This is a genomic window from Streptomyces liliiviolaceus (genome assembly GCF_018070025.1).
Classification (GTDB): domain Bacteria; phylum Actinomycetota; class Actinomycetes; order Streptomycetales; family Streptomycetaceae; genus Streptomyces; species Streptomyces liliiviolaceus.
Map to the genome: position 1 here is coordinate 1,111,188 of NZ_JAGPYQ010000001.1, position 22,368 is coordinate 1,133,555.

Below are 22,368 nucleotides of genomic sequence, written 5' to 3' on the forward strand. Positions count from 1 at the left end.
CCGGCGCAGCCTAGAGTCAACGCGCGTAGCGCGACAGGGGGTTCGGGGTTACGGACTGGTTGCCACGAGGGGTTTTTCGCCACGAAACGGACAGGTCGCGTACCAGCCACGCGCCGGCCGCGTACCGGCCACGACCTGGCTGGGCACCGGTCGCCCATCTGCTGCGCACCGGCCGCGGACCGGCTGCGGACCGGCCGCGTGCTGGTTCCCGGCGGGCCTTGGCGGGCCACTTCGCCATGAACCGGACACGCCGTACCCTCGTACCCATGACCAGCGACGACACCGCACCGGCTGCCCGCAAGCTCTCGGCCTCGCTCGGCCAGGGCGGTACTCCCACGGCCCGCTCCATCGACGTCCTCACCGCGCTGAACCCCGAGCAGACCGAGGCCGTGCTGGCACTCCTCGCGGAAGCCGCCCGCACCGACGGACAGCAGGCGGTGTCCGAACAGGGCCGGCTCCAGTTGCGCGGAGAGGCGCGGGACGAAATCCGCCATCTGCTGCTCAGCACCGACGTGCTCGTCGGATATGCGCAGTTGGAGGACACCGATCCCGTCGAGGCGCCGGCCGCCGAACTGGTCGTCCACCCTGCGCACCGGGGGCACGGGCACGGGCGGGCGCTGGGCAACGCACTGCTCGCCGAGTCCGGCAAGCGGCTGCGGGTGTGGGCGCACGGCGGACATGCGGCCGCACGCCATCTCGCGCAGGTCCTCGGGCTCGCGCTGTTCCGCGAACTGCGTCAGATGCGGCGGCCCCTGACCGGGCTCGACCTGCCCGAGCCGACGTTCCCTGACGGCGTGCGGGTGCGGACGTTCGTGCCCGGCGAGGACGACGCGGCCTGGCTCGCCGCGAACGCCGCCGCCTTCGCCCACCATCCCGAGCAGGGGTCCCTCGGGCAGCGGGACCTCGACGCGCGCAAGGCCGAGCCGTGGTTCGATCCGGCCGGGTTCTTCCTCGCCTTCCGCGGCGACGAACTGGTCGGCTTCCACTGGACGAAGGTCCACGAGGCCGAGGGGCTGGGCGAGGTGTACGTCGTCGGGGTGCGGCCCGATGCGCAGGGGGGTGGGCTGGGGAAGGCCCTCACCGCGGTTGGCCTCCGGCACTTGGCGGGGGTGGGGGTGCCGGACGCCATGTTGTACGTCGATGCGGACAACTTGGCCGCGGTGGCTGTTTATGAGCGGTTGGGGTTCGTGGTGCACGAGACGGATCTCATGTATCGGACCGAGTCCTGAGGGGTCCTGGCCGGATGGGGGCGGGGCCCTCAGGTCCGGTGGGAAAGTGCCGGTCCGGTGGGGGCTTGTCGCGCAGTTCCCCGCGCCCCTAAAGGGCGCCCTTCCCGGGCGCCGTCCTGAAGGGGCGCAGCCTCAGTCCTGCTCGGAGCGGCTCCGCGCATGCCCTCGCCCCCACCACCGTCGCCACCGTCAGCAGCAGAGCCCAGTGGTCGTGGGTGGGCTGCCAGCGGGGATCCTGCGGGGTGACGAACAGGGTCCAGTCGTGGGGGAGCAGGAGGATCGCCGTGGTTCCCGTGGCCAGGAGCCAGGTCGATATCGCCGCTCCGGGCTCCGTGGTCCGGGTGCGGCGTATGGCCAGGGTCGCCGCGGCGAGGGCCAGGACCGCCGTGGCCGCCGCCTCCAGGGTGAGGGCGCCGGCCGGGGGCCGGGAGTCCTGCGGTACGAGGAACAGGGCCGTCGTCCAGCACAGCACGGCGCCCGGGGCGACCAGCGCCACGCGCAGGGCGACCCGCACCGGGCGGCGGGCCGGGACCGTCGAGGTGATGTGCCGGGCCGGGTCGTCCAGCAGGAACGCCAGGCCCAGGGCGAAGACGAGGGCCGCGGCCCGCAGCGCGTAGAGACCGAGATACGGGTCGGGCGGACCCTGCCGCATACGGGGAACGGCCGCCAGCAGCAGCCCCACGGCGGCGGCTGCCATGAGCGCCCGCCGGGGCAGCGCCCGCCACACGGGCGGCAGAAGGGCGCGCGTCATGACCGTCACTCCTCGCATGCGTCACCGTCCGTCGCCTTGCCCGCGGCCGGTACGTCCAGGATCTCCGCCACCCGCGCCAGGGATGTCTTCGGCGAGGTCAGCTCCGTCCACTTGGCCTTCACCTTGCCTGCGACGTCGTACTGCGGCTTCTTGAGCAGGTCCACGACGATCCGGGTCTGTTCGGCGCTCATCGAGAAGGGTTCGGTGGGCGACAGGACGAGGGCGGAGCCCGAGTCGCTGTCGTCGAGGCGGACGTCGCGCAGCGCGGACAGCGGGTCGGGATCGCCGCCCAGTGCCAGCCACATGACCGTCACCAGGCGCGCGTCGCACAGCTCGGTGCCCGCTTTCTCGTCGCCCGCCACCAGCACCGACGCGACGGCGGCGGCGAACTCGGGGACGCGGTTGCCGCCCCAGTCGGTGCCGACGCTCACGTGGCCGGGTGCGGTGGACGGGGAGATCACGGTGTCGGCCGTCAGTCCGTAGCGGGCGTCGAGGCGCTGGTCCACGGTCAGGCGCTCGGCGCCGGCCCTGCCGCCCGCGAGGTTCTGGACGCGGTCGACCACGGTGGCCCAGTCGGCGGTGCGGCCCGTCCACTCGGGGAAGGCGCAGTACGAGGACTTCCCGTGCTCGACGCACTCACGGACCTTCTCCGGGGAGACCGACGCCCGCTCGCGGGCCGGTGTCGATCCGGCCGGGGTGCCGCCGGACTGGCCGACCACGCCCACCAGTGTGAGGGCGAGCGCTCCCGCGACGGCCGCCTTGACGACCGTCGAACGGCCGCCGCTGACCAGTACCGCGAGCAGCGCGGCGAACAGGACGAGCCCGACGAGGTACAGGGCGTGCCAGGCGGCGGGGCGCTCCAGCAGGTCGGAGGGGAGCGGGTTGGGGCCGCTCTCGGTGACGACCACGCCCAGCCAGTTCGTCCAGTCGGTGCCGGACGGAGCCGCCAGGAAGACCTGCGTGAAGAGCAGGAGGACGAGGAACACCGGCGCGGCGAACACGGAACGGAACCGGCGGGCGAAGAGCGCGCCCAGCGCGGCGAACAGCAGGACCGTCAGCGGGCCGACGGCGAGTTCGGCGGGCGAACCGTGCCCGACCGCACCCGGCTTGAGCGCGGCCCAGGTGAACTGGACGGCCACGCACACGGCCGTGAACAGGGCCACCGGGACGGCGGACAGCACATGGGCGACCGTGCGCCGCCAGGGCTCGACGACCAGGACGTCCAGATGGCGGTCCGTGTCCCGTCGGAAGGAGCGCAGGGCCGCGCGGTTGACGTTGAGCATGACGACGAGCCCGATCAGCACCGGCATGGACTGCGTGTCGCGGTCGACGTTCTGGAGTATCGGGAAGTCGCCCTGGCGCTGCGTGGTCTGCCAGACGATCCAGGCCATGTACAGGACGGCCAGGGCGAGGACGGCGATGTTCAGGCGCAGTTCGCGCGCCTCGAAGCGGGCGACGGCGAACACGGCCGCCCAGGAACGGGGTGGATGCGTCGGCCCGGCGGTCCGCGCGGGTGTCTCCAGCACGGTGCTCATGCGGCCGTCACCTCCGAGGACTCCCCGTCGAGGGTGAGCAGATAGCCGTCCTCCAGGGTCGGTTCGAGAAGGTCGGCGCCCTCGGGGGGCTCGCCGACGTTACGGAAGGAGCCCGTGCCCGTGCGCCAGCCGGCCCAGGCGCCCGGGTCGCGTTCGGTGCTGCTCCACACCCGGCCGTTCGCCCGTGCCGTCAGTTCGGCGGGGGTGCCCTCGAAGCGGATCCGGCCGCGGACCATGACGATCACGCGGTGGCAGAGCATCGCGACGTCCTCGGTCTGGTGGGTGGACAGCAGGACGGTCCGCCCCTCCCCCGCCCGGGCGATCAACTCCCGGAACCGCATGCGCTGTTCGGGGTCGAGGCCGACGGTCGGCTCGTCGAGGACCAGGAAACCGGGGTCGCCGACGAGGGCGGCGGCCAGCGCGACCCGCTGGCGCATCCCGCCGGAGAGCTTCTTGATCCGCTTGCTCCGTACGTCGGACAGCGCGACGGCGTCCAGGACCCGCCGCACCTCGCGGTGCCGGGCGGTGCGGTCCGTCAGCTCCTTCAGGATCGCCACGTAGTCGACGAACTCGAAGGCCGAGAAGTCCGGGTGGAAACCGGGCGCCTGCGGCAGATAGCCGAGCGCGCGCCGCACCTCCTGCCGTCCGGCCGAGGTGGCCGGGTCGTTGCCGAGGACCGTGAACGCTCCCTTGTCCGGGGGCACGGCCGTGGCCAGGACCCGCAACAGGGTGGTCTTTCCGGCTCCGTTGGGCCCGAGCAGCCCGGTGACTCCCTCACCGAGCCGCACGGACACGTCGTCGAGGGCGGCCGTTCCTCCGTACCGGAGGGTCAGCCCGGCGGCGGACACCGTCGGCACCGAAGGAGGCACCGAAGGAGGCACCGAAGGGAGTGCCGAGGACAGGTCAGACATGCGTGACTCCAGTGGATCCCGTGGAAGAGAGCGAAGGCAGAAGGAGGAGGATGCGGCGGCGCAGGGCCGTCATCCGTCGTCCCCGCCGGAGGAGGAAGAGGAGGACGACGAGCCCCGCTTGCCGGAGGAGACGGACAGGAGGACCAGGACGGCGAAGTAGAGCAGCTCGAAGAGGACCGAGGCGATCATCAGCAGTGCGGCTCCGGCCAGCTTGAAGCGCCTGCGCCAGGCGACCGACATCACGCCGCACCCCCGTCCGTGTAGCCCGTGAAGCCCGCGAACGGTGTGTGCGCGGAGGTCGAGTCGAAGCGGTCGCGGCGCAGATAGAACAGCGCGGCGGCGAGCACGGCGACCGCGGCGGCGACGCTCTGCCCCGCCACCGTGTAGGGCGCGAGGGTCCCCTCGGAGCTCGTCCCCAGCGCGATCAGCAGCACGGCGATCCACGCACCGCCGACCAGCCCCGGCGCGAGGACCGGACCCAGCCGGGGCGTCAGCGCGAGCCCGGTCGAGGTGAGCGCGAGCGCCGGCAGCAGCCAGGCCAGGGCGCGCAGTCCGTACGAGGGAAGCGCGAGCGTCGCCAGGCCGTTCAGGGCGAGCGCGGTGGCCAGCACCGGCACCGTGCGGATCATCAGCAGCCGGAACCCGTGCATCGGCGACACCACGGCCATCTCGTACGTCGGGTCGAGCACCGGACCGTACGCCAGCGCGACCCCGGCGAGGGGCAGCAGCGGGGCGAGGGCGAGGAACAGCGCCGGGCTGTCGGGCGCCCCGGCGAAACTGGTCGCGACCACCGTGAAGAACAGCACGGCGACGAGGGCGGTCAGCCACGACCGGCGCAGCACCGGTGTCGCGGCCAGCAGTCGCGCGGTGTGGTCGGCCACCCCGGCCCGCACGAGCAGCGACTCCAGGAACCCCGGTCGCGGCACGTCCAGTTCGGCGTCGAGCCGCTCCCATCCCGCGTCCAGCGGGGCCGGGTCGCTCACCTCGGCGAGGACCGCCCGGCAGTGCGCGCAGGCCATGAGGTGCGTGTCGGCCGACCAGAGCATCGGGGCCGCCAGCTCGCCCCGTACATACGCCCGGAGGTCGTCCTGCGCGACGTGCCAGGTCGTTCCGCCCGGATCGCGGACCTCGTTCGTTTCGCCGTCGCTCATGCCAACTCCTCCCGCAGCTGCTTGCGGGCCCGAAGCGCCCGTGTCTTGACCGTCCCCGGCGGGATGCCGAGCAGCACGGCCGCCTCGCGGGTGGTCAGCCCGTCTATGACCGTGGCCTGCAGGACCGAGCGCAGTTCCGGCGACAGCCGGACCAGGGCGCCGGCGAGGTCCCCGTGCTCCACCCCCGCGAGCACGCGCTCCTCCGCCGACACCTCCTCTCGGTGCCGCAGCCGCGCGAGCGCCTGCCGCATCCGGCCCCGGGCGCCGTCGCCGCGCAGGGCGTCGATGAGCCGCCGCGAGCCGATGCGCCACAGCCAGCCGGCCACGTCGCCCTCCTCGCGGTAGCGGGCACTGCCGCGCCAGACCGCGAGAAACGTCTCCTGCACGACCTCGTCGACGGTCCCCGCGTCGGAACAGCGGCCGCGCAGCCTCGCTCCGAGCCATGGCGCGTACCGCCGGTACAGCTCTTCGAAGGCGCGCCGGTCACCGTCCGCCGCGATGGCCCGCAGCAGATCGCCGTCGCTTCTCGTTTCCCTCACACCCCCTCATCGCACGAGCCCCACGAATCGGTTCACGCATCCGCGAGAACTTTCCGGAACCCTTCGTTCACCTTAGGAACCGCCGCCGTCGCGTAGGCACTGGGCGGCGCCGTCGCGCATGACCTGGGCGTCACCGTCACGCATGACCTGGGCGTCACCGTCACGTACGACCTGGGCGTCGCCGTCGCCGCCGTGGCCGCTATCACCCGTCCGGGCGATCAGTACCGGCCGGTCCGTGGCCGGTCGCGCAGTTCCCCGCGCCCCTGACGGGGCGCTGCCCCCTGGCGCGGGGCCCCTCCGACGTGGCGCGGGGCATATTCATCCGCCATGTAGACGTCGGGGAGCCTCCCCCCGATATCCCGCACGTCATGTCGCCGTAACCAGTGATTCAGACAGGCTTGCGACCCTCGGGCAATGAACCCCGGTCCGCCCGAGTCCTCGCCTCCGCCGGAGCGCGAGCCCTCCCAGAAGAGGAAGAACGGAAGCCCGCACCTCCTCGCGGCGCTTCCGCCCGCTCTCTCCGACGCGCCTGTTTCCGGCCCGGCGCGGAAGAATGGGTTCATGAGCCAGCCCAATGCACAGGCGCAGGTCCAGCACCCGCAGCCGTCCGTCGGTTCCATAGCCGCGCACCGCCCGCACACCGTGGCGGCGAACGTCTCCGACCTGGAGCCCGACCTCGACGCCGACCTCGACGAGTACGAGGACCTGGTGCAGGACGGCGTCCAGCTTCCGCAGGGCCGCTTCCTCGACCGGGAGCGCAGTTGGCTCGCGTTCAACGAACGGGTCCTCGAACTCGCCGAGGACCCGAACACGCCCCTCCTCGAACGGGCGAAATTCCTGGCGATCTTCGCGAGCAACCTGGACGAGTTCTTCATGGTCCGGGTGGCCGGTCTGAAGCGGCGCATCGCCACCGGCGTGGCCACCCGCTCGGCCTCCGGCCTGCAGCCCCGCGAGGTACTGGAGATGATCTGGGCCCGCTCGCGCGAACTCATGGCCCGGCACGCCGCCTGCTACCAGGAGGACGTGGCACCGCAGCTCGCGGAGGAGGGCATCCACCTCGTCCGCTGGAGCGAGCTGTCCGAGAAGGAACAGGCGCGCCTCTTCACGCTCTTCCGCCACCAGATCTTCCCGGTCCTGACCCCCCTCGCGGTCGACCCGGCGCACCCCTTCCCGTACATCTCGGGTCTCTCCCTGAACCTCGCGGTCGTCGTGCGCAACCCGGTCTCCGGGCACCGCCACTTCGCCCGGGTGAAGGTGCCGCCGCTGCTCTCCCGCTTCCTGGAGGCCTCCCCGAACCGCTTCGTCCCCATCGAGGACGTCATCGCGGCGCATCTGGAGGAGCTGTTCCCGGGCATGGAGGTCCTGGAGCACCACACGTTCCGGCTCACCAGGAACGAGGACCTGGAGGTCGAGGAGGACGACGCCGAGAACCTCCTCCAAGCCCTGGAGAAGGAGCTCATGCGGCGCCGCTTCGGCCCGCCGGTGCGCCTGGAGGTCGAGGAGTCCATCGACCGGTACGTACTGGACCTGCTGGTCAGAGAGCTGAAGATCTCCGAGGCGGAGGTCTATCCGCTCCCCGGTCCCCTGGACCTCACCGGCCTCTTCGGCATCGGCGCCCTCGACCGGCCCGAGCTGAAGTTCCCGAAGTTCATCGCAGGCACCCACCGCGACCTCGCGGAGGTCGAGTCGGCGTCCGCGCCCGACATCTTCGCCGCCCTGCGCGAGCGCGACGTCCTGCTGCACCACCCGTACGACAGCTTCTCCACCTCCGTCCAGGCGTTCCTGGAGCAGGCGGCGGCGGACCCGGACGTGCTGGCCATCAAGCAGACCCTGTACCGGACCTCGGGCGACTCCCCCATCGTGGACGCCCTCATCGACGCCGCCGAGGCCGGCAAGCAGGTCCTCGTCCTCGTCGAGATCAAGGCACGCTTCGACGAGCAGGCCAACATCAAGTGGGCCCGCAAACTGGAGGAGTCGGGCTGCCACGTGGTCTACGGCCTCGTCGGCCTCAAGACCCACTGCAAGCTGTCGCTCGTGGTGCGCCAGGAGGGCGACACCCTGCGCCGCTACAGCCACGTCGGCACGGGCAACTACCACCCCAAGACCGCCCGCCTGTACGAGGACCTTGGGCTCCTGACCGCCGACCCACAGGTCGGCGCGGACCTCTCCGACCTCTTCAACCGGCTCTCCGGCTACTCCCGCCGCGAGACCTACCGCCGTCTGCTCGTCGCGCCCAAATCCCTGCGCGACGGCCTGATAGCGCGCATCAACAAGGAGGTCCAGCACCACCGTGCCGGACGTCCCGCCCATGTCCGTATCAAGGTCAACTCGATGGTGGACGAGGCGCTCATCGACTCGCTCTACCGCGCCTCCCAGGCCGGCGTACCGGTCGACGTCTGGGTCCGCGGGATCTGCGCGGTACGGCCCGGAGTCGCGGGCCTGTCCGAGAACATCCGCGTACGGTCCGTCCTCGGCCGCTTCCTCGAACACTCCCGGGTCTTCGGCTTCGGCAACGGCGGCGAGCCCGAGGTGTGGATAGGCAGCGCCGACATGATGCACCGCAACCTCGACCGGCGTATCGAAGCCCTGGTGAGGATCACCGACCCGGCCCACCGGTCGGCCCTCAACCGGCTGTTCGAGACCGGCATGTCCGACACCACCTCCTCCTGGCACCTAGGCCCCGACGGCGAATGGACCCGGCACGCGACCGACGCCGAGGGCCAGCCCCTGCGCAACGTCCAGGAGATGCTCATAGACGCCCGGAGGCGCCGGCGTGGCACAGCAACACCTTGACCCGACGGCCGGACCCGTGGCCGGGGACGCCCTCGCGGCATACCTCCGGGCCCAGGCCACGGAATTCCTCCGCGCGCTGCGCCAGCACCGGGAGACCGGTGGCGCGGCGGCGGTGAACGGCTCGAAGGAGGCCGTGGACGCGGCGCGCGCCCTGCGCCGCTCGGCCCGCCGCATCAGCGGCACCCTGCACACCTTCCGGCCCCTGCTCGACGAGGGCTGGTCGGAGGCCATGCGTCCCGAACTGGCCTGGCTCTCGGGGACCCTGGCCCGCGAACACGCGTACGGGGCCCGCCAGGAGCGGCTGCTCGCGGCACTGCACCGGCTGTCCGGATCGGCGGCGTTCCCCGCGCAGGCCACCTCGGAAGGACGGCAGGAGAAGGGCCAGCTGACCGTCGGCGCGGCCAAGGCGGGCGCCCTCCTGGAACGCCAGCTGACCCTCGCCCGCACCCGCGCCCACTCGGCGGCGCTCCAGGCCCTGGGCTCCAGCCGCTTCCACGCCGTCGCCGACAACGTCGCCGTCCTGGCCAGCGAGGTCCCGCTGACCGCCGCCGCGAAGACGACCGCGACGACCGCGACGGCCTCGACGGCCGGCACGGTCGGCACGGCGTCCGCCGGGCTCAAGCCGCTGGCCGCCGCCGCGGAGGACCGCCTCTGCGACGCCGTCACCGCACTGCCCCTGGTCACCGCGGGCCACCCCTACAACTCGGAGGCCCTCGTCCACGGCCTCTCCGCCGACACGGCCCCGCAGCCCCAGGACGCCCCCTGGCACCAAGTGCGCCTGCTGCTGCGCCTGCACCGCTATGCGCGCGAGGTCCTGTTCGGCGACGAAGTCCTCCTGGACGTCCGCCTGTTGAACGCGGGCAAGGCCCTGGACCGGCATCGCGACGCGGCGGAGGCGGCCGCGGCGGCGGCCTCGGCGGCCCGCACCCCGCGGATCGCACCGGCGACGGCGTACGCGCTCGGGGTGCTCCACGCCGACCAGCGGCACGAAGTGGAAGCGGCCAGGTTCACGTTCCAGCGGGCCTGGATGAGGGAGACGGTCGGCACTCCGTGACGGCGTGACCGACGGACACCGCTACGCGCGATCGGAGGCCCAGTGCACTCGGACGGAAACCCCGTACTCGTGGACAAAGACCCGGTGCTCGCGGCGGGCTGCGTCCTGTGGCGCCGCTCGCCGGCCGACGGCGAACTGCGGATCTGCCTGGTCCACCGGCCGAAGTACGACGACTGGTCGCACCCGAAGGGCAAGCTGAAGTCCGGCGAGGACACGCTGGCCGCCGCGCTGCGCGAGGTCGAGGAGGAGACCGGGCACCGGTGTGCGCCGGGGCCGCGCCTGACGACCCTCCACTACGTGGCGAACGACCGCCCCAAGCAGGTCAGTTACTGGGCCGCCGAGGAGACGGGGGGCGCCTTCGTGCCCAACCGCGAGGTGGATCGCGTGCTGTGGCTCTCGCCCGAGGAGGCGCGGGGGCGGCTTACGCAGGTGCGGGACCGGGAGCTGGTGGATGAGCTGCTGGCGGTCCTGCGGCGCGTGTAGCACTGCGCACTGCGTGCGGGTGGCAGCTGCGTGCAGGTGGCAGCTGCGTGCGGCTGGTAGGGGTGGGGGGTGCGGCTGTCGGCGCGTGTTCGGCTGCGGGTGCGTCGTGGCTGGTCGCGCAGTTCCCCGCGCCCCTTAAAAGCGACAAGATTGCGCCGTTCCCCGCGCCCTTTGAAAGCGACAAGATCGCACCGTTCCCCGCGCCCCTAAAAGCGACGAAGCGGGCGGTTTCAGTTGGGGGCGGACGTGTGGTTCTGGGCGTCCGTGCGGGCCAGGCTTCGGGCTCTTCTTGCCGGGCCCCGCCAGCCGCAGGTGCATCGAGCCAGGCAGAAAGGGCCTTGCTCGACCGTCGTCGTCCGGTGTTCCAGGGGAGTGATCTCTTCCTGCTGCGCCACGCGTCCCACCGTACCGATGCCGGGTAAACGCTTCCCCATGCGCGGCGCCCGCGTGACAACACCCCTCACCGGTCGTTAAGCGGAACGACACGAGGCCCGCCCAAGGACGTCCCGGCTGGGGGTAGCAGGCGATGGTGGAGCGGCAGCGAAAACGAGCGGACGGAGCGGTCGCCCTGGCCGCCGCGGCGACGGGGCTACTGCTCTGCGCCACCGGATGCGCGGGCGGCGGGCCCGCCTCCGACGACGCCCGGACCGCCGAGGACCCCGTCGAGGTGCTCCACGGAGCGGCCGGACACCTGGTCCACGCCGGTACGTCCAAGGCGCGTACGTCCATGGAGATGGCGACCGGCGGCACCCGCGTGACCATCCGCGGCGAGGGTGTCTACGACTTCGCGGACCAGGTGGGCCGGCTGAAGGTACTCCTCCCGCAGGACCCGGCCGGCGCCGAGGGCCACCGCCCCATCACCGAGCTGCTCGCACCGGGCGCGCTCTACATGAAGAACCGCGGCGCGGGCGTGCCCACCGACAAGTGGGTACGCGTCGACACGGCCACGCTCTCCGACGGGAACCTGGTCACGGGCGGTGCGACCGACCCGTTCGCCGCCGCGGAACTGCTGCGGGGCGCGCGCACGGCGACGTACATGGGCCGCACGTCGGTGGCGGGCGCGGCCGTACGGCACTACCGGGGCACCGCCGACCTCACGGTGGCCGCGCGCGATGCCTCGGCGGGCAACCGGGAGGCGCTGCGGGCGGCGGCGAAGGGCTTCGCCACGGCGACGGTCCCCTTCGACGTGTACCTCGACGACCAGGGGCGCATCCGCAAGGTCCGCCACCGGTTCAGCTTCGTGAACGGGCAGCAGAAGGACACGGTGGCGGTGTCCTCCACGACGCTGCTGTACGACTTCGGGGCCCCCGTCGACGTACGTCTGCCGAAGACGAAGGACATCTACGCCGGACGGATCGCCGAGTGAGGGAAGGGTGGTGTGCGGGGCCGGAAATGGTCCGTTGGTGCCATGCGCTGTCCGTGGACCGCTCCCTACTCTAGGAAGTCGGTAACGGCAGGAAGAGGTGATGCACGTGGCTCCGGCGCGCGGTACGGCAGTTCAGGACCACGTGGCCCTGGCCGAGATCGAGCTGTGCGGCGACCTGATCATCGCGGCTTCGGCCGCCCGGGAGGACCGTCTCAGCCCGGACCAGATCGACGAGGTCCTGAAGGTGGCCGAAGAACGCTTCCCCCACCAACGCTCAGAAGACCCCTCCAACTGACCCCGCTCAGAGCGCCCCTTCAGGGGCGCGGGGAACGGCGCGAGCAGCCACGACGCACTCGCGGATCCCCACGGCCGATCCACCCCAGGGGCGCGGGGAACGGCGCAGTCTTTTCGTCTTGAGGGCACGGCGAACGGCGCGGCCTTCAACATCAGGCCCGCGAAGCCCAACGCATCATTTCCGGCCCCCCGCCCGGCCAGGGATCACGTACGCAACAGCCGAGCGATCGCCTTCGTAGCCTCCTCCACCTTCGCGTCGATCTCCGCGCCCCCCTTGACCGCCGCGTCAGCGACACAGTGCCGCAGATGCTCCTCAAGAAGCTGCAGCGCGAACGACTGCAACGCCTTCGTGGAGGCGGAGACCTGCGTGAGTATGTCGATGCAGTAGACGTCCTCGTCGACCATCCGCTGGAGCCCCCGCACCTGCCCCTCGATCCGCCGCAGCCGCTTGAGGTGCTCGTCCTTCTGCTTGTGGTAGCCGTGGATCCCGCGATCGTGGTCGGTCACGATCTCCGCGGCACCGGCCTCCGCCGCACCGGTCTCCCCGGAGGGCGCCGTGGCGCCGGCCTCGGTGGTCGTCATCGCGTCCTCCTGCTGACTGATACCCCTACCGGGTATATCGTAACGAACTTTGCTGGGTATAGGGCCCTTGGCAGACGCCCTCGCGGGACCCCGTGCTGATCACTGTGCCCGATGGGCGACACTGGGGGGCGGCCGGTTAGCCGTGGCCGGATGATGCGCCTAGCATCAGCCTGACCGACACCGAAGCAATCCGAGGACCCCACGTGCGATTTCGTCTGACCCCCAGGGAGACGAGCTTCTACGACATGTTTGCCGCTTCCGCGGACAACATCGTCACGGGCTCCAAGCTCCTGATGGAACTGCTCGGGGCGGACTCGTCCGGCCGGGCCGAGATCGCAGAGCGTATGCGGGCCGCGGAACACGCCGGTGACGACGCGACGCACGCGATCTTCCACCAGCTGAACTCCTCCTTCATCACGCCGTTCGACCGCGAGGACATCTACAACCTCGCCTCGTCCCTCGACGACATCATGGACTTCATGGAGGAGGCCGTCGACCTGGTCGTCCTCTACAACGTGGAGGAACTGCCCAAGGGCGTCGAGCAGCAGATCGAGGTACTGGCCCGGGCGGCGGAGCTGACCGCCGAGGCCATGCCGAACCTGCGCACGATGGACAACCTCACCGAGTACTGGATCGAGGTCAACCGTCTGGAGAACCAGGCCGACCAGATCCACCGCAAGCTGCTGGCCATGCTCTTCAACGGCAAGTACGAGGCCATCGAGGTGCTGAAGCTCAAGCAGATCGTGGACGTCCTCGAAGAGGCCGCCGACGCGTTCGAGCACGTGGCCAACACGGTGGAGACCATCGCGGTCAAGGAGTCCTGACCCCTTCATGGACACCTTCGCCTTGATCGTGACCATCGGTGTCGCGCTCGGATTCACCTACACCAACGGCTTCCACGACTCCGCGAACGCCATCGCCACCTCCGTTTCCACGCGCGCGCTGACACCGCGTGCGGCACTCGCGATGGCCGCCGTGATGAACCTCGCCGGCGCCTTCATGGGCAGCGGGGTCGCCAAGACCGTCAGCGAGGGCCTGATCGAGACACCGCACGGCAACAGGGGCATGTGGATCCTGTTCGCCGCGCTGGTGGGCGCGATCGTGTGGAACCTCGTCACCTGGTACTTCGGCCTGCCGTCCTCCTCCTCGCACGCGCTGTTCGGCGGCATGGTGGGCGCGGCGCTCGCCGGCGGCATCGATGTCATCTGGTCCGGCGTCCTGGAGAAGGTCGTCATCCCGATGTTCGTCTCCCCGGTCGTCGGCCTGGTCGCCGGCTATCTGGTGATGTGCGCGATCATGTGGCTCTTCCGCCGCTCCAACCCGCACAAGGCGAAGCGCGGTTTCCGTATCGCGCAGACCGTGTCGGCGGCCGGTATGGCGCTGGGCCACGGCCTCCAGGACGCCCAGAAGACGATGGGCATCGTGGTGATGGCCCTGGTCATCTCGGACGTCGAGGAGGCGGGCGACCCGATTCCGGTCTGGGTCAAGATCGCGTGCGCGGTGATGCTGTCGCTGGGTACGTACGCCGGTGGGTGGCGCATCATGCGTACGCTCGGGCGGAAGATCATCGAGCTGGATCCCCCTCAGGGGTTCGCGGCGGAGACGACCGGCGCCTCGCTGATGTTCACCACGGCGTTCATCTTCCACGCGCCGATCTCGACGACTCATGTCATCACGTCGGCGATCATGGGTGTGGGGGCGACGAAGCGGGTGAACGCGGTGCGCTGGGGTGTCGCCAAGAACATCATCCTGGGCTGGTTCATCACGATGCCGGCGGCGGCGCTGGTCGCGGCCACGAGCTTCTGGCTCGTGAACGCGGCGTTCCTGTAACCCCGGTTTCCCGCCCCCGCCGCCCCTACCCGTCCCATCCCTGGGGGCTCCGCCCCCAGACCCCCGCATCGCGCTACGCGCTCGTCCTCAAACGCCGGACGGGCTGAAGGACTGCGGACGGGCTGAAGGGTTACGGCCGTGCCGAAAAGCCGGGGCGCAGCCCCGCTTTTCAGGGGCGCGGGGAACGGCGCGGCCAACCCCCACCGCACCCGCAGCCAAAAACCCTCCAGCCCGTCCGGCGCCTGAGGACAAGGGCCCGGGCCACAGCAGCCCGCCTCCCAGGGGCGCGAGGAACTGCGCGACCAACCCCCACCGAACCCGCGGACGAACCCCCCGTTCGTCGGCCGGAGCGGGGGTTCGGGGGCCGGCCCCCGAGGACCGGGCAAGCCAACGGGCCCGCCCCCCGGCGCAAGCGCCGGGAAGCGGGCCCTATCGGTCCCCGCGGTGGCACCGCCATGCAGCACCGCGAGGGGTCTACGCCACGGACGGGCTCAGCCGAAACGCCCCGAGATGTAGTCCTCGGTGGCCTGCACGGACGGGTTCGAGAAGATCCGCTCGGTGTCGTCGATCTCGATGAGCTTCCCGGGCTGCCCGACCGCGGCCAGGTTGAAGAACGCCGTCCGGTCGGAGACCCGCGCCGCCTGCTGCATGTTGTGCGTCACGATGACGATCGTGAAGCGCTCCTTCAGCTCACCGATCAGGTCCTCGATGGCCAGCGTCGAGATCGGGTCGAGCGCCGAGCACGGCTCGTCCATGAGCAGCACCTTCGGCTCGACGGCGATCGCCCGCGCGATGCACAGCCGCTGCTGCTGACCACCGGAAAGCCCGGACCCCGGCTTGTTGAGCCGGTCCTTGACCTCGTTCCAGAGGTTCGCGCCCTTGAGCGACTTCTCCACGATGTCGCCCAGCTCGGACTTCTTGTAGCTGCCGTTGAGCCGCAGCCCCGCCGCCACGTTGTCGAAGACCGACATGGTGGGGAAGGGGTTCGGACGCTGGAAGACCATGCCGACCTCGCGCCGCACCGACACCGGGTCGATCCCGGCGCCGTACAGGTTCTCGTCGTCGAGCATGACCTTGCCCTCGACGCGGCCGCCCGGCGTCACCTCGTGCATCCGGTTGAGGGTGCGCAGGAAGGTGGACTTGCCGCAGCCGGAGGGGCCGATGAAGGCCGTCACCGATCGGGGTTCGATGGCCATCGAGATGTCCTCGATGGCTCGGAACGAGCTGTAGTAGGCGCTGAGGCCGCTGACGTCGATTCGCTTGGCCATGGGGATCACTGCTTCTTTCGAGGGGGAAAACTGGTCGCTGTGTGGCCGCGTCAGCGACCGGTCTTGGGGGCCTTCCAGCGGGCGATGCCGCGAGCCGCCAGGTTGAGGATCATCACGAACGCGATCAGGGTGAGCGCCGCCGCCCAGGCCCGGTCGTACGCGGCACCGGAGCCGCCGCTGTTCGCGTACTGCTGGTAGATGTACATGGGGAGCGAGGCCTGCGGACCGTCGAAGGGGTCCGTGTTGATGAAGGTCGAACCCCACACCAGCAGCAGCACCGGCGCGGTCTCGCCCGTGATGCGGGCGACCGCGAGCATCACACCGGTCGTGATGCCGCCGATGGAGGTGGGCAGCACCACCTTGGTGATGGTGCGCCACTTCGGCACGCCCAGCGCCAGCGAGGCCTCGCGCAGCTCGTTCGGGACGAGCTTGAGCATCTCCTCGGTGGAGCGGACGATCACCGGCAGCATCAGGATGGTCAGGGCCATCGCGCCGGCGAACCCGGAGTAGCCCATGTCCAGGATGATGATCCAGAAGCTGAGGACGAACAGACCCGCGACGATCGACGGGATGCCCGTCATGACGTCGACGAAGAACGTGACGGCCTTGGCGAGCCTGCCGCGCCCGTACTCCACGAGGTAGATCGCGGTCAGGATGCCGATCGGCACGGAGATGACCGTGGCGATGCCGACCTGCTCAAGGGTGCCGAGGATCGCGTGGTAGATGCCGCCGCCGGGCTCGGTGTCGGTCACCAGACCCATCGAGTGGGTGAGGAAGTAGACGTCGAGGACCTTCACACCGCGCTTGACGGTCTCCCAGATGAGCGAGACCAGCGGGACCACGGCGAGCAGGAACGCGACCCACACGAGGCTGGTCGCCACCCGGTCCTTGGCCTGCCTGCGGCCCTCGACCTTCGCGGCGATGCCGTACGACCCGGCCACGAAGAAGATCGCGGCCATCAGGCCCCACTGGACGCTGCTGTCGAGTCCGGCCGCGGCGCTGATGCCGAGGCCCAGCGCGATCGAACCGCCGGCGATGGCGTACGGGCTCCACTTGGGCAGGGTCGCGCCCTGGAGGGAGCTGGGACGCCTGTCGTTCACTGTCTGGCTCATGCGTTGGCCCCCGAGTACTCCGCGCGGCGGGCGATGATCATGCGGGCTCCGCCGTTGACCAGCAGGGTGATGACGAACAGCACCAGGCCGGAGGCGATGAGCGCGTCACGGCCCATCTCGCTGGCCTCGCTGAACTTGCTGGCGATGTTCTGGGCGAAGGTGCCGCCGCCCGGGTCGAGCAGGCTTGCGTTGATCTCGAAGCTCGGGGACAGGACCGTGGCCACGGCCATCGTCTCGCCGAGCGCGCGCCCGAGGCCGAGCATCGAGGCGGAGATGACACCGGAGCGGCCGAAGGGCAGCACCGACATGCGGATGACCTCCCAGCGCGTGGCGCCGAGGGCCAGTGCGGCTTCCTGGTGCATCTGCGGAGCCTGCCGGAAGACCTCGCGGCTCACGCTGGTGATGATCGGCAGGATCATGATCGCGAGCAGGATGCCCACGGTGAACAGCGAGCGCGGTGCGCCGCCCTGCCAGTCGAGGATGCCGGTCCAGCCGAAGTAGTCGTCCAGCCAGCCGTAGAGGCCGCCCAGGTGCGGTGCGAGGACGAGGGCGCCCCACAGGCCGTACACGATGGACGGCACCGCGGCGAGCAGGTCGATCACGTAGGAGAGGGGGCCGCCGAGCCTGCGCGGCGCGTAGTGCGTGATGAACAGGGCGATGCCGACCGCGATCGGGACCGCGATGACCATCGCGATGATCGACGAGACGACCGTGCCGTAGACCAGGACCGCGATGCCGAAGCTCGGCGGTACGGCGGTCGGGTTCCACTCGAAGGTCGTGAGGAAGTTGCTCTCGTCCTTGCTGATCGCGATCACGGAGCGGTACGTGAGGAACGCCGCGATGGCGGCCATGATCACGAGCAGGAAGATGCCCGACCCGCGGGACAGGCCGAGGAAGACTCGGTCGCCGGGCCGGGTGACCCCGCGGGCCGCGCGCTTCTGCTCGGCCTCGGAGGGTGGGGAGACGGGGGGAGGCGCTGCGTCGTTCTTGGTGGATATATCCATGGGGTTCTCCGGTCTGCGGGGCCCCACACCGTGTGTGGCCCCAGGCGGCGGTGCACCGGACGGCGCGCGGTCCGGCCCCTGGTCGGGGCCGGGCCGCGCGCTCGGGTCAGCTCAGGCTCGCGACGGTCGTACGGACCTTGGCGATGATCTCTTCGGGGATCGGGGCGTAGTCGTTCTCGGCCAGGATCTTCTGGCCGTCCTCGCTGGCGATGTAGGTGAGGAACGCCTTCGTGGCGGCCAGGGTGTCGGCCTTGTTGCCCTTGTCGCAGACGATCTCGTACGTGACCAGGGTGATCGGGTAGGCGTTGTCGGCCTTGGTCGCGCGGTTCAGTTCGAGCGCGAGGTCCTTGCCGGTGCCGACGATCTTGGCGTCCGCGATGGCCGTGGTGGCGTTCTCGACGGTGGCCTCGACGGGTGCGCTGGCGCCCGTGTCCAGCTTGGCCGCGGCGATGCCGTCCTTGGCGTACGACAGCTCCATGTAGCTGATGGCGCCGGAGGTCTGCTTGACCTGCTGGGCGACACCGGAGGAGCCGGACGCGGACTGGCCGCCCTTGGCCTGCCAGGCCTTGCCGCCCTCGTACTTCCACTGGTCGGGCGCGGCCGCGATCAGGTACTTGGTGAAGTTGTCCGTGGTGCCGGACTCGTCCGAGCGGTGGAACGCCTGGATCTTGAGGTCGGGCAGCTTCGCGTCGGGGTTCAGCTTCTTGATCGCCGCGTCGTTCCAGTTGGTGATCTTGCTGTCGAAGATCTTCGCGAGGGTCTCCGCGTCGAGGACGAGGCCCTCGGCACCCGGGACGTTGTAGCCGACCGCGATCGGGCCGCCGACCATCGGCAGGTCGATGCCCTGGCCGTCCTTGCAGACCTCCTTGGAGGCGGTGACCTCTTCGGGCTTCAGCGCGGAGTCGGAGCCGGCGAAGGCGACCTGGCCCTGGGTGAACGCCGTGACACCGGCGCCCGAACCCTCGGACTTGTAGTTGATCTGGACGTCCTTGCAGGCGGTCACGAACTGCTTGACCCACGCGTCGATCGCGTTCTTCTGCGCGGAGGAGCCGTTGGCCAGCAGCTGGCCCTTGGCGTCGTCACACTTGATGGAGCTGTTGGCCGCCGCCGTGCTGCCGCCGTCACTGCTGCTGCCGGTGTCGTCCGAGCCGCACGCCGTCAGCGCAAGGGCGCCGGAGACGGCGACAGCACCGAGGGAAAGGGCGCGAAGCCGGTTCTTGCGCTGAAGCTTCACTTTCGTGAGTTCCTTCCAGAAGCCGCCGTTGCGGCGGCGTGCGATGTCATGGGGCCTGCTGGTTCATCGACCGGCACAGGTGCTCGCTTCTGTCCGCACCACGCGCCGGGTAAGGCCGAAATTAGGCAGAACAGGTGAAGCCGCCGATGGCCGTGAGTGAACGGAGGGTGAACCCCTGCCGTCAGTGCGGTGAGGTCACGGAACGCTTACGGGGAGAACACGCAAGGGTTCCGACTACCGGAAGCCCCGCCTTCGCTCACGCGCCCGCCCCACCGCGCCGCCCCCTCCTGGCCGGAACCCGCCGCCGCCCCTTTGCCCACCCACGTTTGCCCACCCACGTTTGCCCACCCACGTTTGCCCACCCACGTTTGCCCACCCACGTTTGCCCACCCACGTTTGCCCACCCACGTTTGCCCACCCACGTTTGCCCGCTCATGTTGCCCACTCATGGGATTGCCGGTCGCCGCCGGTGGAACCCGCCGGGCGGTTGACCCGTCTCGTTCAACGGGAGCAACGGGAGGCGCACATGCAGCGGCGTACGTTCATAGGCGGCACGGCGGCGGTCGCGGTGACAGCGGCGTCGGCGGCATGCAGCGGCAAGGGATCGGGGTCACGGGCGGCAGGCTCGGCGCGCACGTCCGGCACACCGGCCAAGGGCACCGGAGCGACCACGACGGCCCGGAGCAGCCCTGCGGTCAGCCCGGCCGCCGACCTGCGGGCACTGGCCGCGGACCTCGACGGCCCCCTGGTCCGCCCCGGCGACGCGGACTGGGCGGCGGCCCGCCAGCTCTACAACACCCGCTTCGACTCCCTGAAGCCGACGGCGGTCGCGTACGTGGCCGGCCCCGACGACATCCGTACGGCCCTCGCGTACGCCCGCGCCCACGACGTCCGCGTCTCGATCCGCAACGGCGGCCATTCGTACGCCGGTTGGTCCTCCGGGAACGGCCGGCTGATCGTCGACGTGTCGAAACTGTCCCGGATACGCGCGTCCGGCGACGAGGCGGTGATCGGCGCGGGCGCCAAACTCATCGACGTCTACCGCGGACTCGCCGCGAAGGGCGTGACGATCCCGGCCGGCTCGTGCCCGACGGTGGGCGTCTCCGGTCTGGCGCTGGGCGGCGGCCACGGGGTGGTGTCGAGGGCGTACGGCCTGACGTGCGACAGCCTCACGGGGGCGACCCTGATCACGGCGGACGGCAAGCGGCTCACCGCGAGCGCGACCGAGAACAAGGACCTGTTCTGGGCACTGCGCGGCGCGGGCAACGGGAACTTCGGCGTCGTCACGGAACTCCGCTTCAAGACCCACCCGGCCCCGCAGGGCGTGGCGGCGAACATGTCCTGGCCGTGGTCGAGGGCGGCGGCGGTCCTGGCGGCCTGGCAGGAGTGGGGCCCCGACCAGCCGGACGAGATCTGGTCGTCGCTCCACGTCGAGAACGCGGTCGGCGGCACCCCGACCATCTCCGTCTCGGCGTTCTCCCTCGGCACGTACGGCGACCTGCAGAACGCGGTGGACCGCCTCGCCGACCGCATCGGCGCCTCCGCGCGGAGCGTCTCGCTCAGGCGCCGTTCCTACGAGGAGGCGATGGAGGTGTACGCGGGCTGCTCGTCCTTCTCCTCCGACGCCCAGTGCCATCTCCCCGGCGGGACACCGGGCCGCTCCACCGAGGGCGCGCTGGGCCGCGAGACGTACGCGGCCCGCTCGGACTTCTTCGACCGCTCGATCTCGGCGGCAGGCATCCAGACCCTGCTCTCGCGAATATCCGGGGTCCGAGGCGGCACGGGCAGCATCGCGTTCACCGCGCTCGGCGGCGCGATCAACCGCGTCGACCCCACGGCCACGGCGTTCGTCCACCGCCGCTCGCGCCTGCTGGCCCAGTACATCGCGGCGTGGCGCCCCGGCACCTCCGGCAGCGCGTCGGAGTCCTGGCTGACGGCCACCCACACGGCGATGCGCCCGCACGCCTCGGGCGCGGCGTACCAGAACTACACGGACCCCACCCTGCCGAACTGGCGAAAGGCCTACTACGGCCAAGCGGCCCCCCACCTAAAATCCCTGAAATCCCAGTACGACCCCAAAAACTTCTTCACGTTCCCACAGTCGCTATAGCCCCTGAGGGGGCGCGGGGAACGGCGCAGTCTTTCGCTTTCGGGGGCGGGGGAACAGCGCAGTCTTTCGTCTTCAGGGGCGCGGGGAACTGCGCAGTCTTTTGCCTTTAGGGGCGCGGGCAACTGCGCAGTCTTTTGCCTTTAGGGGCGCGGGCAACTGCGCAGTCTTTTGCCTTTAGGGGCGCGGGGAACTGCGCGACCAGCCCCCACCGGACCCGCAGGAACCCACGACCGATCCACCCCAGGGGCGCGGGGAACGGCGCAATCTTTCGTCTTCAGGAGCGCGGGGAACGGCGCGACCAGCCACAACGCACCCGCACCAAACAGCGCACCCAACATCCCCCACAGGGACACTACCTACGCCGCAAGATCCTTCTCCGCAGGATCAACATCACTACGAGACCCAGGAATCACTTTCTCCCGCGCCCCGGCGGAGCGATCCGCCCGAACCAACCACCCCACCCGCCCGGACCGCTCAACCGCCTTGACCACAGGCGTCAACAAAGCGGTGGCAAGCGGCGAAAGCAGCAGAACGACAGCGGTCCCGAGCGCGAACCCCCCGACCACGTCGGTCGGATAGTGCACGCCCATATACACCCGGCAGAACCCACCGAGCAGCGCAAGCCCTATCCCGACAAGCCCGAACTTCCGATTCGCGACGAACAGCCCGACCCCCATGGCCATCATGAGAGTCGAGTGATCGCTCACGAACGAATAATCGCTCTTGCCGCCGATGAGGACTTCAAGCCCTTCGTGGTCCACGAAGGGCCGGGGCCGTTCGACGAATCCCCGTATCGGCACATTCACGAGTACGGCGACCCCGGCGGCCAGCGGCGCCCAGATCAGCGAGGCGACAGAGGCCGCGGCCTCGTCCCCACCCCGCCGCCGCACGTTCCACCAGCACCACAGCACCAGCAGAACCATGACGAGCAGGAGCCCCCACTCGCCCACGAACTCCATGACGCGGTCGAACCAGTGCGGCGCGTCTTTGGCGAGACCATTGATGTCGTAGAGCAAGTCGACGTCGGGGTTCGATCCGGAGTCGGCGAGTCCAGCCATGGTGCAACGGCTCCTTCGTCGTCATCTTTCCGACGCACCCACCGGATGCGTCGCGCCACAACCC

The 22,368-nt window shown here is 70.5% G+C and carries 22 protein-coding genes; 9 read left to right on the plus strand and 13 right to left on the minus strand.

Features of this window, described 5'->3' with window-relative positions; genetic code table 11:
- The first annotated feature begins 266 nt into the window (after positions 1 to 266).
- The gene (gene mshD, locus J8N05_RS04840) at positions 267 to 1,229 is read left to right on the plus strand and encodes a mycothiol synthase (protein ID WP_210881235.1); all 963 of its coding nucleotides are present in this window, start codon (positions 267 to 269) and stop codon (positions 1,227 to 1,229) included.
- An 88-nt stretch (positions 1,230 to 1,317) separates the two neighbouring features.
- On the opposite strand, the gene J8N05_RS04845 is transcribed toward mshD, so the two are convergent.
- The 6 genes from J8N05_RS04845 to J8N05_RS04870 form a co-directional block, all read right to left on the minus strand.
- Positions 1,318 to 1,980: an ABC transporter gene (locus tag J8N05_RS04845; RefSeq protein ID WP_247706152.1), complete on the minus strand. Its 663-nt coding sequence runs from the start codon at positions 1,978 to 1,980 to the stop codon at positions 1,318 to 1,320.
- A gap of 5 nt (positions 1,981 to 1,985) precedes the next feature.
- A complete protein-coding gene (locus tag J8N05_RS04850) occupies positions 1,986 to 3,515 on the minus strand; it encodes an ABC transporter permease (RefSeq protein WP_210881237.1) in 1,530 nt (509 codons plus the stop codon).
- A complete protein-coding gene (locus tag J8N05_RS04855) occupies positions 3,512 to 4,426 on the minus strand; it encodes an ABC transporter ATP-binding protein (protein ID WP_210881238.1) in 915 nt (304 codons plus the stop codon). Before J8N05_RS04855 ends, J8N05_RS04850 begins: the two co-directional genes overlap by 4 nt.
- A 69-nt stretch (positions 4,427 to 4,495) precedes the next feature.
- On the minus strand, positions 4,496 to 4,666 hold the full coding sequence (locus J8N05_RS04860; RefSeq protein ID WP_210881239.1) for a hypothetical protein: 171 nt from the start codon (positions 4,664 to 4,666) through the stop codon (positions 4,496 to 4,498).
- Positions 4,666 to 5,577: a cupin domain-containing protein gene (locus J8N05_RS04865; RefSeq protein WP_210881240.1), complete on the minus strand. Its 912-nt coding sequence runs from the start codon at positions 5,575 to 5,577 to the stop codon at positions 4,666 to 4,668. Before J8N05_RS04865 ends, J8N05_RS04860 begins: the two co-directional genes overlap by 1 nt.
- On the minus strand, positions 5,574 to 6,116 hold the full coding sequence (locus tag J8N05_RS04870; RefSeq protein WP_189771615.1) for an RNA polymerase sigma factor: 543 nt from the start codon (positions 6,114 to 6,116) through the stop codon (positions 5,574 to 5,576). Before J8N05_RS04870 ends, J8N05_RS04865 begins: the two co-directional genes overlap by 4 nt.
- Positions 6,117 to 6,677: 561 nt before the next feature.
- On the opposite strand from J8N05_RS04870, the gene J8N05_RS04875 reads away from it, so the two are divergent.
- From J8N05_RS04875 to J8N05_RS04885, 3 genes are all read left to right on the plus strand, one after another.
- Positions 6,678 to 8,909 (plus strand): RNA degradosome polyphosphate kinase, encoded by a 2,232-nt coding sequence (locus J8N05_RS04875; RefSeq protein ID WP_210881241.1) that lies wholly within the window; start codon positions 6,678 to 6,680, stop codon positions 8,907 to 8,909.
- Positions 8,890 to 9,963 (plus strand): CHAD domain-containing protein, encoded by a 1,074-nt coding sequence (locus J8N05_RS04880; protein ID WP_210881242.1) that lies wholly within the window; start codon positions 8,890 to 8,892, stop codon positions 9,961 to 9,963. The genes J8N05_RS04875 and J8N05_RS04880 overlap by 20 nt, the downstream gene beginning before the upstream one ends.
- A gap of 69 nt (positions 9,964 to 10,032) precedes the next feature.
- Entirely contained in the window at positions 10,033 to 10,446 is a 414-nt protein-coding gene (locus tag J8N05_RS04885; RefSeq protein ID WP_247706153.1) for an NUDIX hydrolase, read from the plus strand.
- A 230-nt stretch (positions 10,447 to 10,676) separates the two neighbouring features.
- Here J8N05_RS04885 and J8N05_RS47220 read toward each other — a convergent pair whose 3' ends face one another.
- Entirely contained in the window at positions 10,677 to 10,880 is a 204-nt protein-coding gene (locus tag J8N05_RS47220; RefSeq protein ID WP_247706154.1) for a hypothetical protein, read from the minus strand.
- Positions 10,881 to 10,972: 92 nt separating this feature from the next.
- Between J8N05_RS47220 and J8N05_RS04890 the strand changes: the two genes are divergently transcribed.
- Positions 10,973 to 11,812: a hypothetical protein gene (locus J8N05_RS04890; RefSeq protein ID WP_210881244.1), complete on the plus strand. Its 840-nt coding sequence runs from the start codon at positions 10,973 to 10,975 to the stop codon at positions 11,810 to 11,812.
- Positions 11,813 to 11,912: 100 nt separating this feature from the next.
- On the plus strand, positions 11,913 to 12,107 hold the full coding sequence (locus J8N05_RS04895) for a hypothetical protein (RefSeq protein WP_210881245.1): 195 nt from the start codon (positions 11,913 to 11,915) through the stop codon (positions 12,105 to 12,107).
- Between the two features lie 203 nt (positions 12,108 to 12,310).
- Here the strand turns inward: J8N05_RS04895 and J8N05_RS04900 are convergent, their stop codons facing one another.
- Complete coding sequence (locus tag J8N05_RS04900; RefSeq protein ID WP_210881246.1) at positions 12,311 to 12,688, minus strand: metal-sensitive transcriptional regulator; 378 nt, start codon at positions 12,686 to 12,688, stop codon at positions 12,311 to 12,313.
- A 203-nt stretch (positions 12,689 to 12,891) separates the two neighbouring features.
- On the opposite strand from J8N05_RS04900, the gene J8N05_RS04905 reads away from it, so the two are divergent.
- Positions 12,892 to 13,512 (plus strand): DUF47 domain-containing protein, encoded by a 621-nt coding sequence (locus tag J8N05_RS04905; protein ID WP_107015224.1) that lies wholly within the window; start codon positions 12,892 to 12,894, stop codon positions 13,510 to 13,512.
- Positions 13,513 to 13,519: 7 nt separating this feature from the next.
- The gene (locus tag J8N05_RS04910; RefSeq protein WP_210881247.1) at positions 13,520 to 14,518 is read left to right on the plus strand and encodes an inorganic phosphate transporter; all 999 of its coding nucleotides are present in this window, start codon (positions 13,520 to 13,522) and stop codon (positions 14,516 to 14,518) included.
- A gap of 491 nt (positions 14,519 to 15,009) precedes the next feature.
- Here J8N05_RS04910 and pstB read toward each other — a convergent pair whose 3' ends face one another.
- The 4 genes from pstB to pstS form a co-directional block, all read right to left on the minus strand.
- Positions 15,010 to 15,786 carry a phosphate ABC transporter ATP-binding protein PstB gene (pstB, locus tag J8N05_RS04915; protein ID WP_210881248.1) on the minus strand — a complete coding sequence of 259 codons (777 nt, stop codon included), beginning with the start codon at positions 15,784 to 15,786 and terminating at the stop codon, positions 15,010 to 15,012.
- Positions 15,787 to 15,836: 50 nt separating this feature from the next.
- A complete protein-coding gene (gene pstA / locus J8N05_RS04920) occupies positions 15,837 to 16,898 on the minus strand; it encodes a phosphate ABC transporter permease PstA (protein WP_210881249.1) in 1,062 nt (353 codons plus the stop codon).
- Entirely contained in the window at positions 16,895 to 17,902 is a 1,008-nt protein-coding gene (pstC, locus tag J8N05_RS04925) for a phosphate ABC transporter permease subunit PstC (protein WP_210881250.1), read from the minus strand. The genes pstA and pstC overlap by 4 nt, the downstream gene beginning before the upstream one ends.
- Positions 17,903 to 18,008: 106 nt before the next feature.
- On the minus strand, positions 18,009 to 19,136 hold the full coding sequence (gene pstS, locus J8N05_RS04930) for a phosphate ABC transporter substrate-binding protein PstS (RefSeq protein ID WP_210881251.1): 1,128 nt from the start codon (positions 19,134 to 19,136) through the stop codon (positions 18,009 to 18,011).
- A gap of 526 nt (positions 19,137 to 19,662) precedes the next feature.
- On the opposite strand from pstS, the gene J8N05_RS04935 reads away from it, so the two are divergent.
- A complete protein-coding gene (locus tag J8N05_RS04935) occupies positions 19,663 to 21,246 on the plus strand; it encodes an FAD-binding oxidoreductase (protein WP_210881252.1) in 1,584 nt (527 codons plus the stop codon).
- Between the two features lie 356 nt (positions 21,247 to 21,602).
- On the opposite strand, the gene J8N05_RS04940 is transcribed toward J8N05_RS04935, so the two are convergent.
- Positions 21,603 to 22,304, minus strand: coding sequence for a phosphatase PAP2 family protein (locus tag J8N05_RS04940; RefSeq protein ID WP_210881253.1), 702 nt, complete (start codon positions 22,302 to 22,304; stop codon positions 21,603 to 21,605).
- Positions 22,305 to 22,368 lie beyond the last annotated feature (64 nt).

What these genes read in the sequence shown, in the direction of transcription:
- mshD (WP_210881235.1), top strand. Translation starts at nt 267, where the DNA reads ATGACCAGCGACGACACCGCACCGGCTGCCCGCAAGCTCTCGGCCTCG.
- J8N05_RS04845 (WP_247706152.1), bottom strand. Translation starts at nt 1,980, where the DNA reads ATGACGCGCGCCCTTCTGCCGCCCGTGTGGCGGGCGCTGCCCCGGCGG.
- J8N05_RS04850 (WP_210881237.1), bottom strand. Translation starts at nt 3,515, where the DNA reads ATGAGCACCGTGCTGGAGACACCCGCGCGGACCGCCGGGCCGACGCAT.
- J8N05_RS04855 (WP_210881238.1), bottom strand. Translation starts at nt 4,426, where the DNA reads ATGTCTGACCTGTCCTCGGCACTCCCTTCGGTGCCTCCTTCGGTGCCT.
- J8N05_RS04860 (WP_210881239.1), bottom strand. Translation starts at nt 4,666, where the DNA reads ATGTCGGTCGCCTGGCGCAGGCGCTTCAAGCTGGCCGGAGCCGCACTG.
- J8N05_RS04865 (WP_210881240.1), bottom strand. Translation starts at nt 5,577, where the DNA reads ATGAGCGACGGCGAAACGAACGAGGTCCGCGATCCGGGCGGAACGACC.
- J8N05_RS04875 (WP_210881241.1), top strand. Translation starts at nt 6,678, where the DNA reads ATGAGCCAGCCCAATGCACAGGCGCAGGTCCAGCACCCGCAGCCGTCC.
- J8N05_RS47220 (WP_247706154.1), bottom strand. Translation starts at nt 10,880, where the DNA reads ATGGGGAAGCGTTTACCCGGCATCGGTACGGTGGGACGCGTGGCGCAG.
- J8N05_RS04890 (WP_210881244.1), top strand. Translation starts at nt 10,973, where the DNA reads ATGGTGGAGCGGCAGCGAAAACGAGCGGACGGAGCGGTCGCCCTGGCC.
- J8N05_RS04895 (WP_210881245.1), top strand. Translation starts at nt 11,913, where the DNA reads ATGCACGTGGCTCCGGCGCGCGGTACGGCAGTTCAGGACCACGTGGCC.
- J8N05_RS04900 (WP_210881246.1), bottom strand. Translation starts at nt 12,688, where the DNA reads ATGACGACCACCGAGGCCGGCGCCACGGCGCCCTCCGGGGAGACCGGT.
- J8N05_RS04910 (WP_210881247.1), top strand. Translation starts at nt 13,520, where the DNA reads ATGGACACCTTCGCCTTGATCGTGACCATCGGTGTCGCGCTCGGATTC.
- pstB (WP_210881248.1), bottom strand. Translation starts at nt 15,786, where the DNA reads ATGGCCAAGCGAATCGACGTCAGCGGCCTCAGCGCCTACTACAGCTCG.
- pstA (WP_210881249.1), bottom strand. Translation starts at nt 16,898, where the DNA reads ATGAGCCAGACAGTGAACGACAGGCGTCCCAGCTCCCTCCAGGGCGCG.
- pstC (WP_210881250.1), bottom strand. Translation starts at nt 17,902, where the DNA reads ATGGATATATCCACCAAGAACGACGCAGCGCCTCCCCCCGTCTCCCCA.
- J8N05_RS04935 (WP_210881252.1), top strand. Translation starts at nt 19,663, where the DNA reads ATGCAGCGGCGTACGTTCATAGGCGGCACGGCGGCGGTCGCGGTGACA.
- J8N05_RS04940 (WP_210881253.1), bottom strand. Translation starts at nt 22,304, where the DNA reads ATGGCTGGACTCGCCGACTCCGGATCGAACCCCGACGTCGACTTGCTC.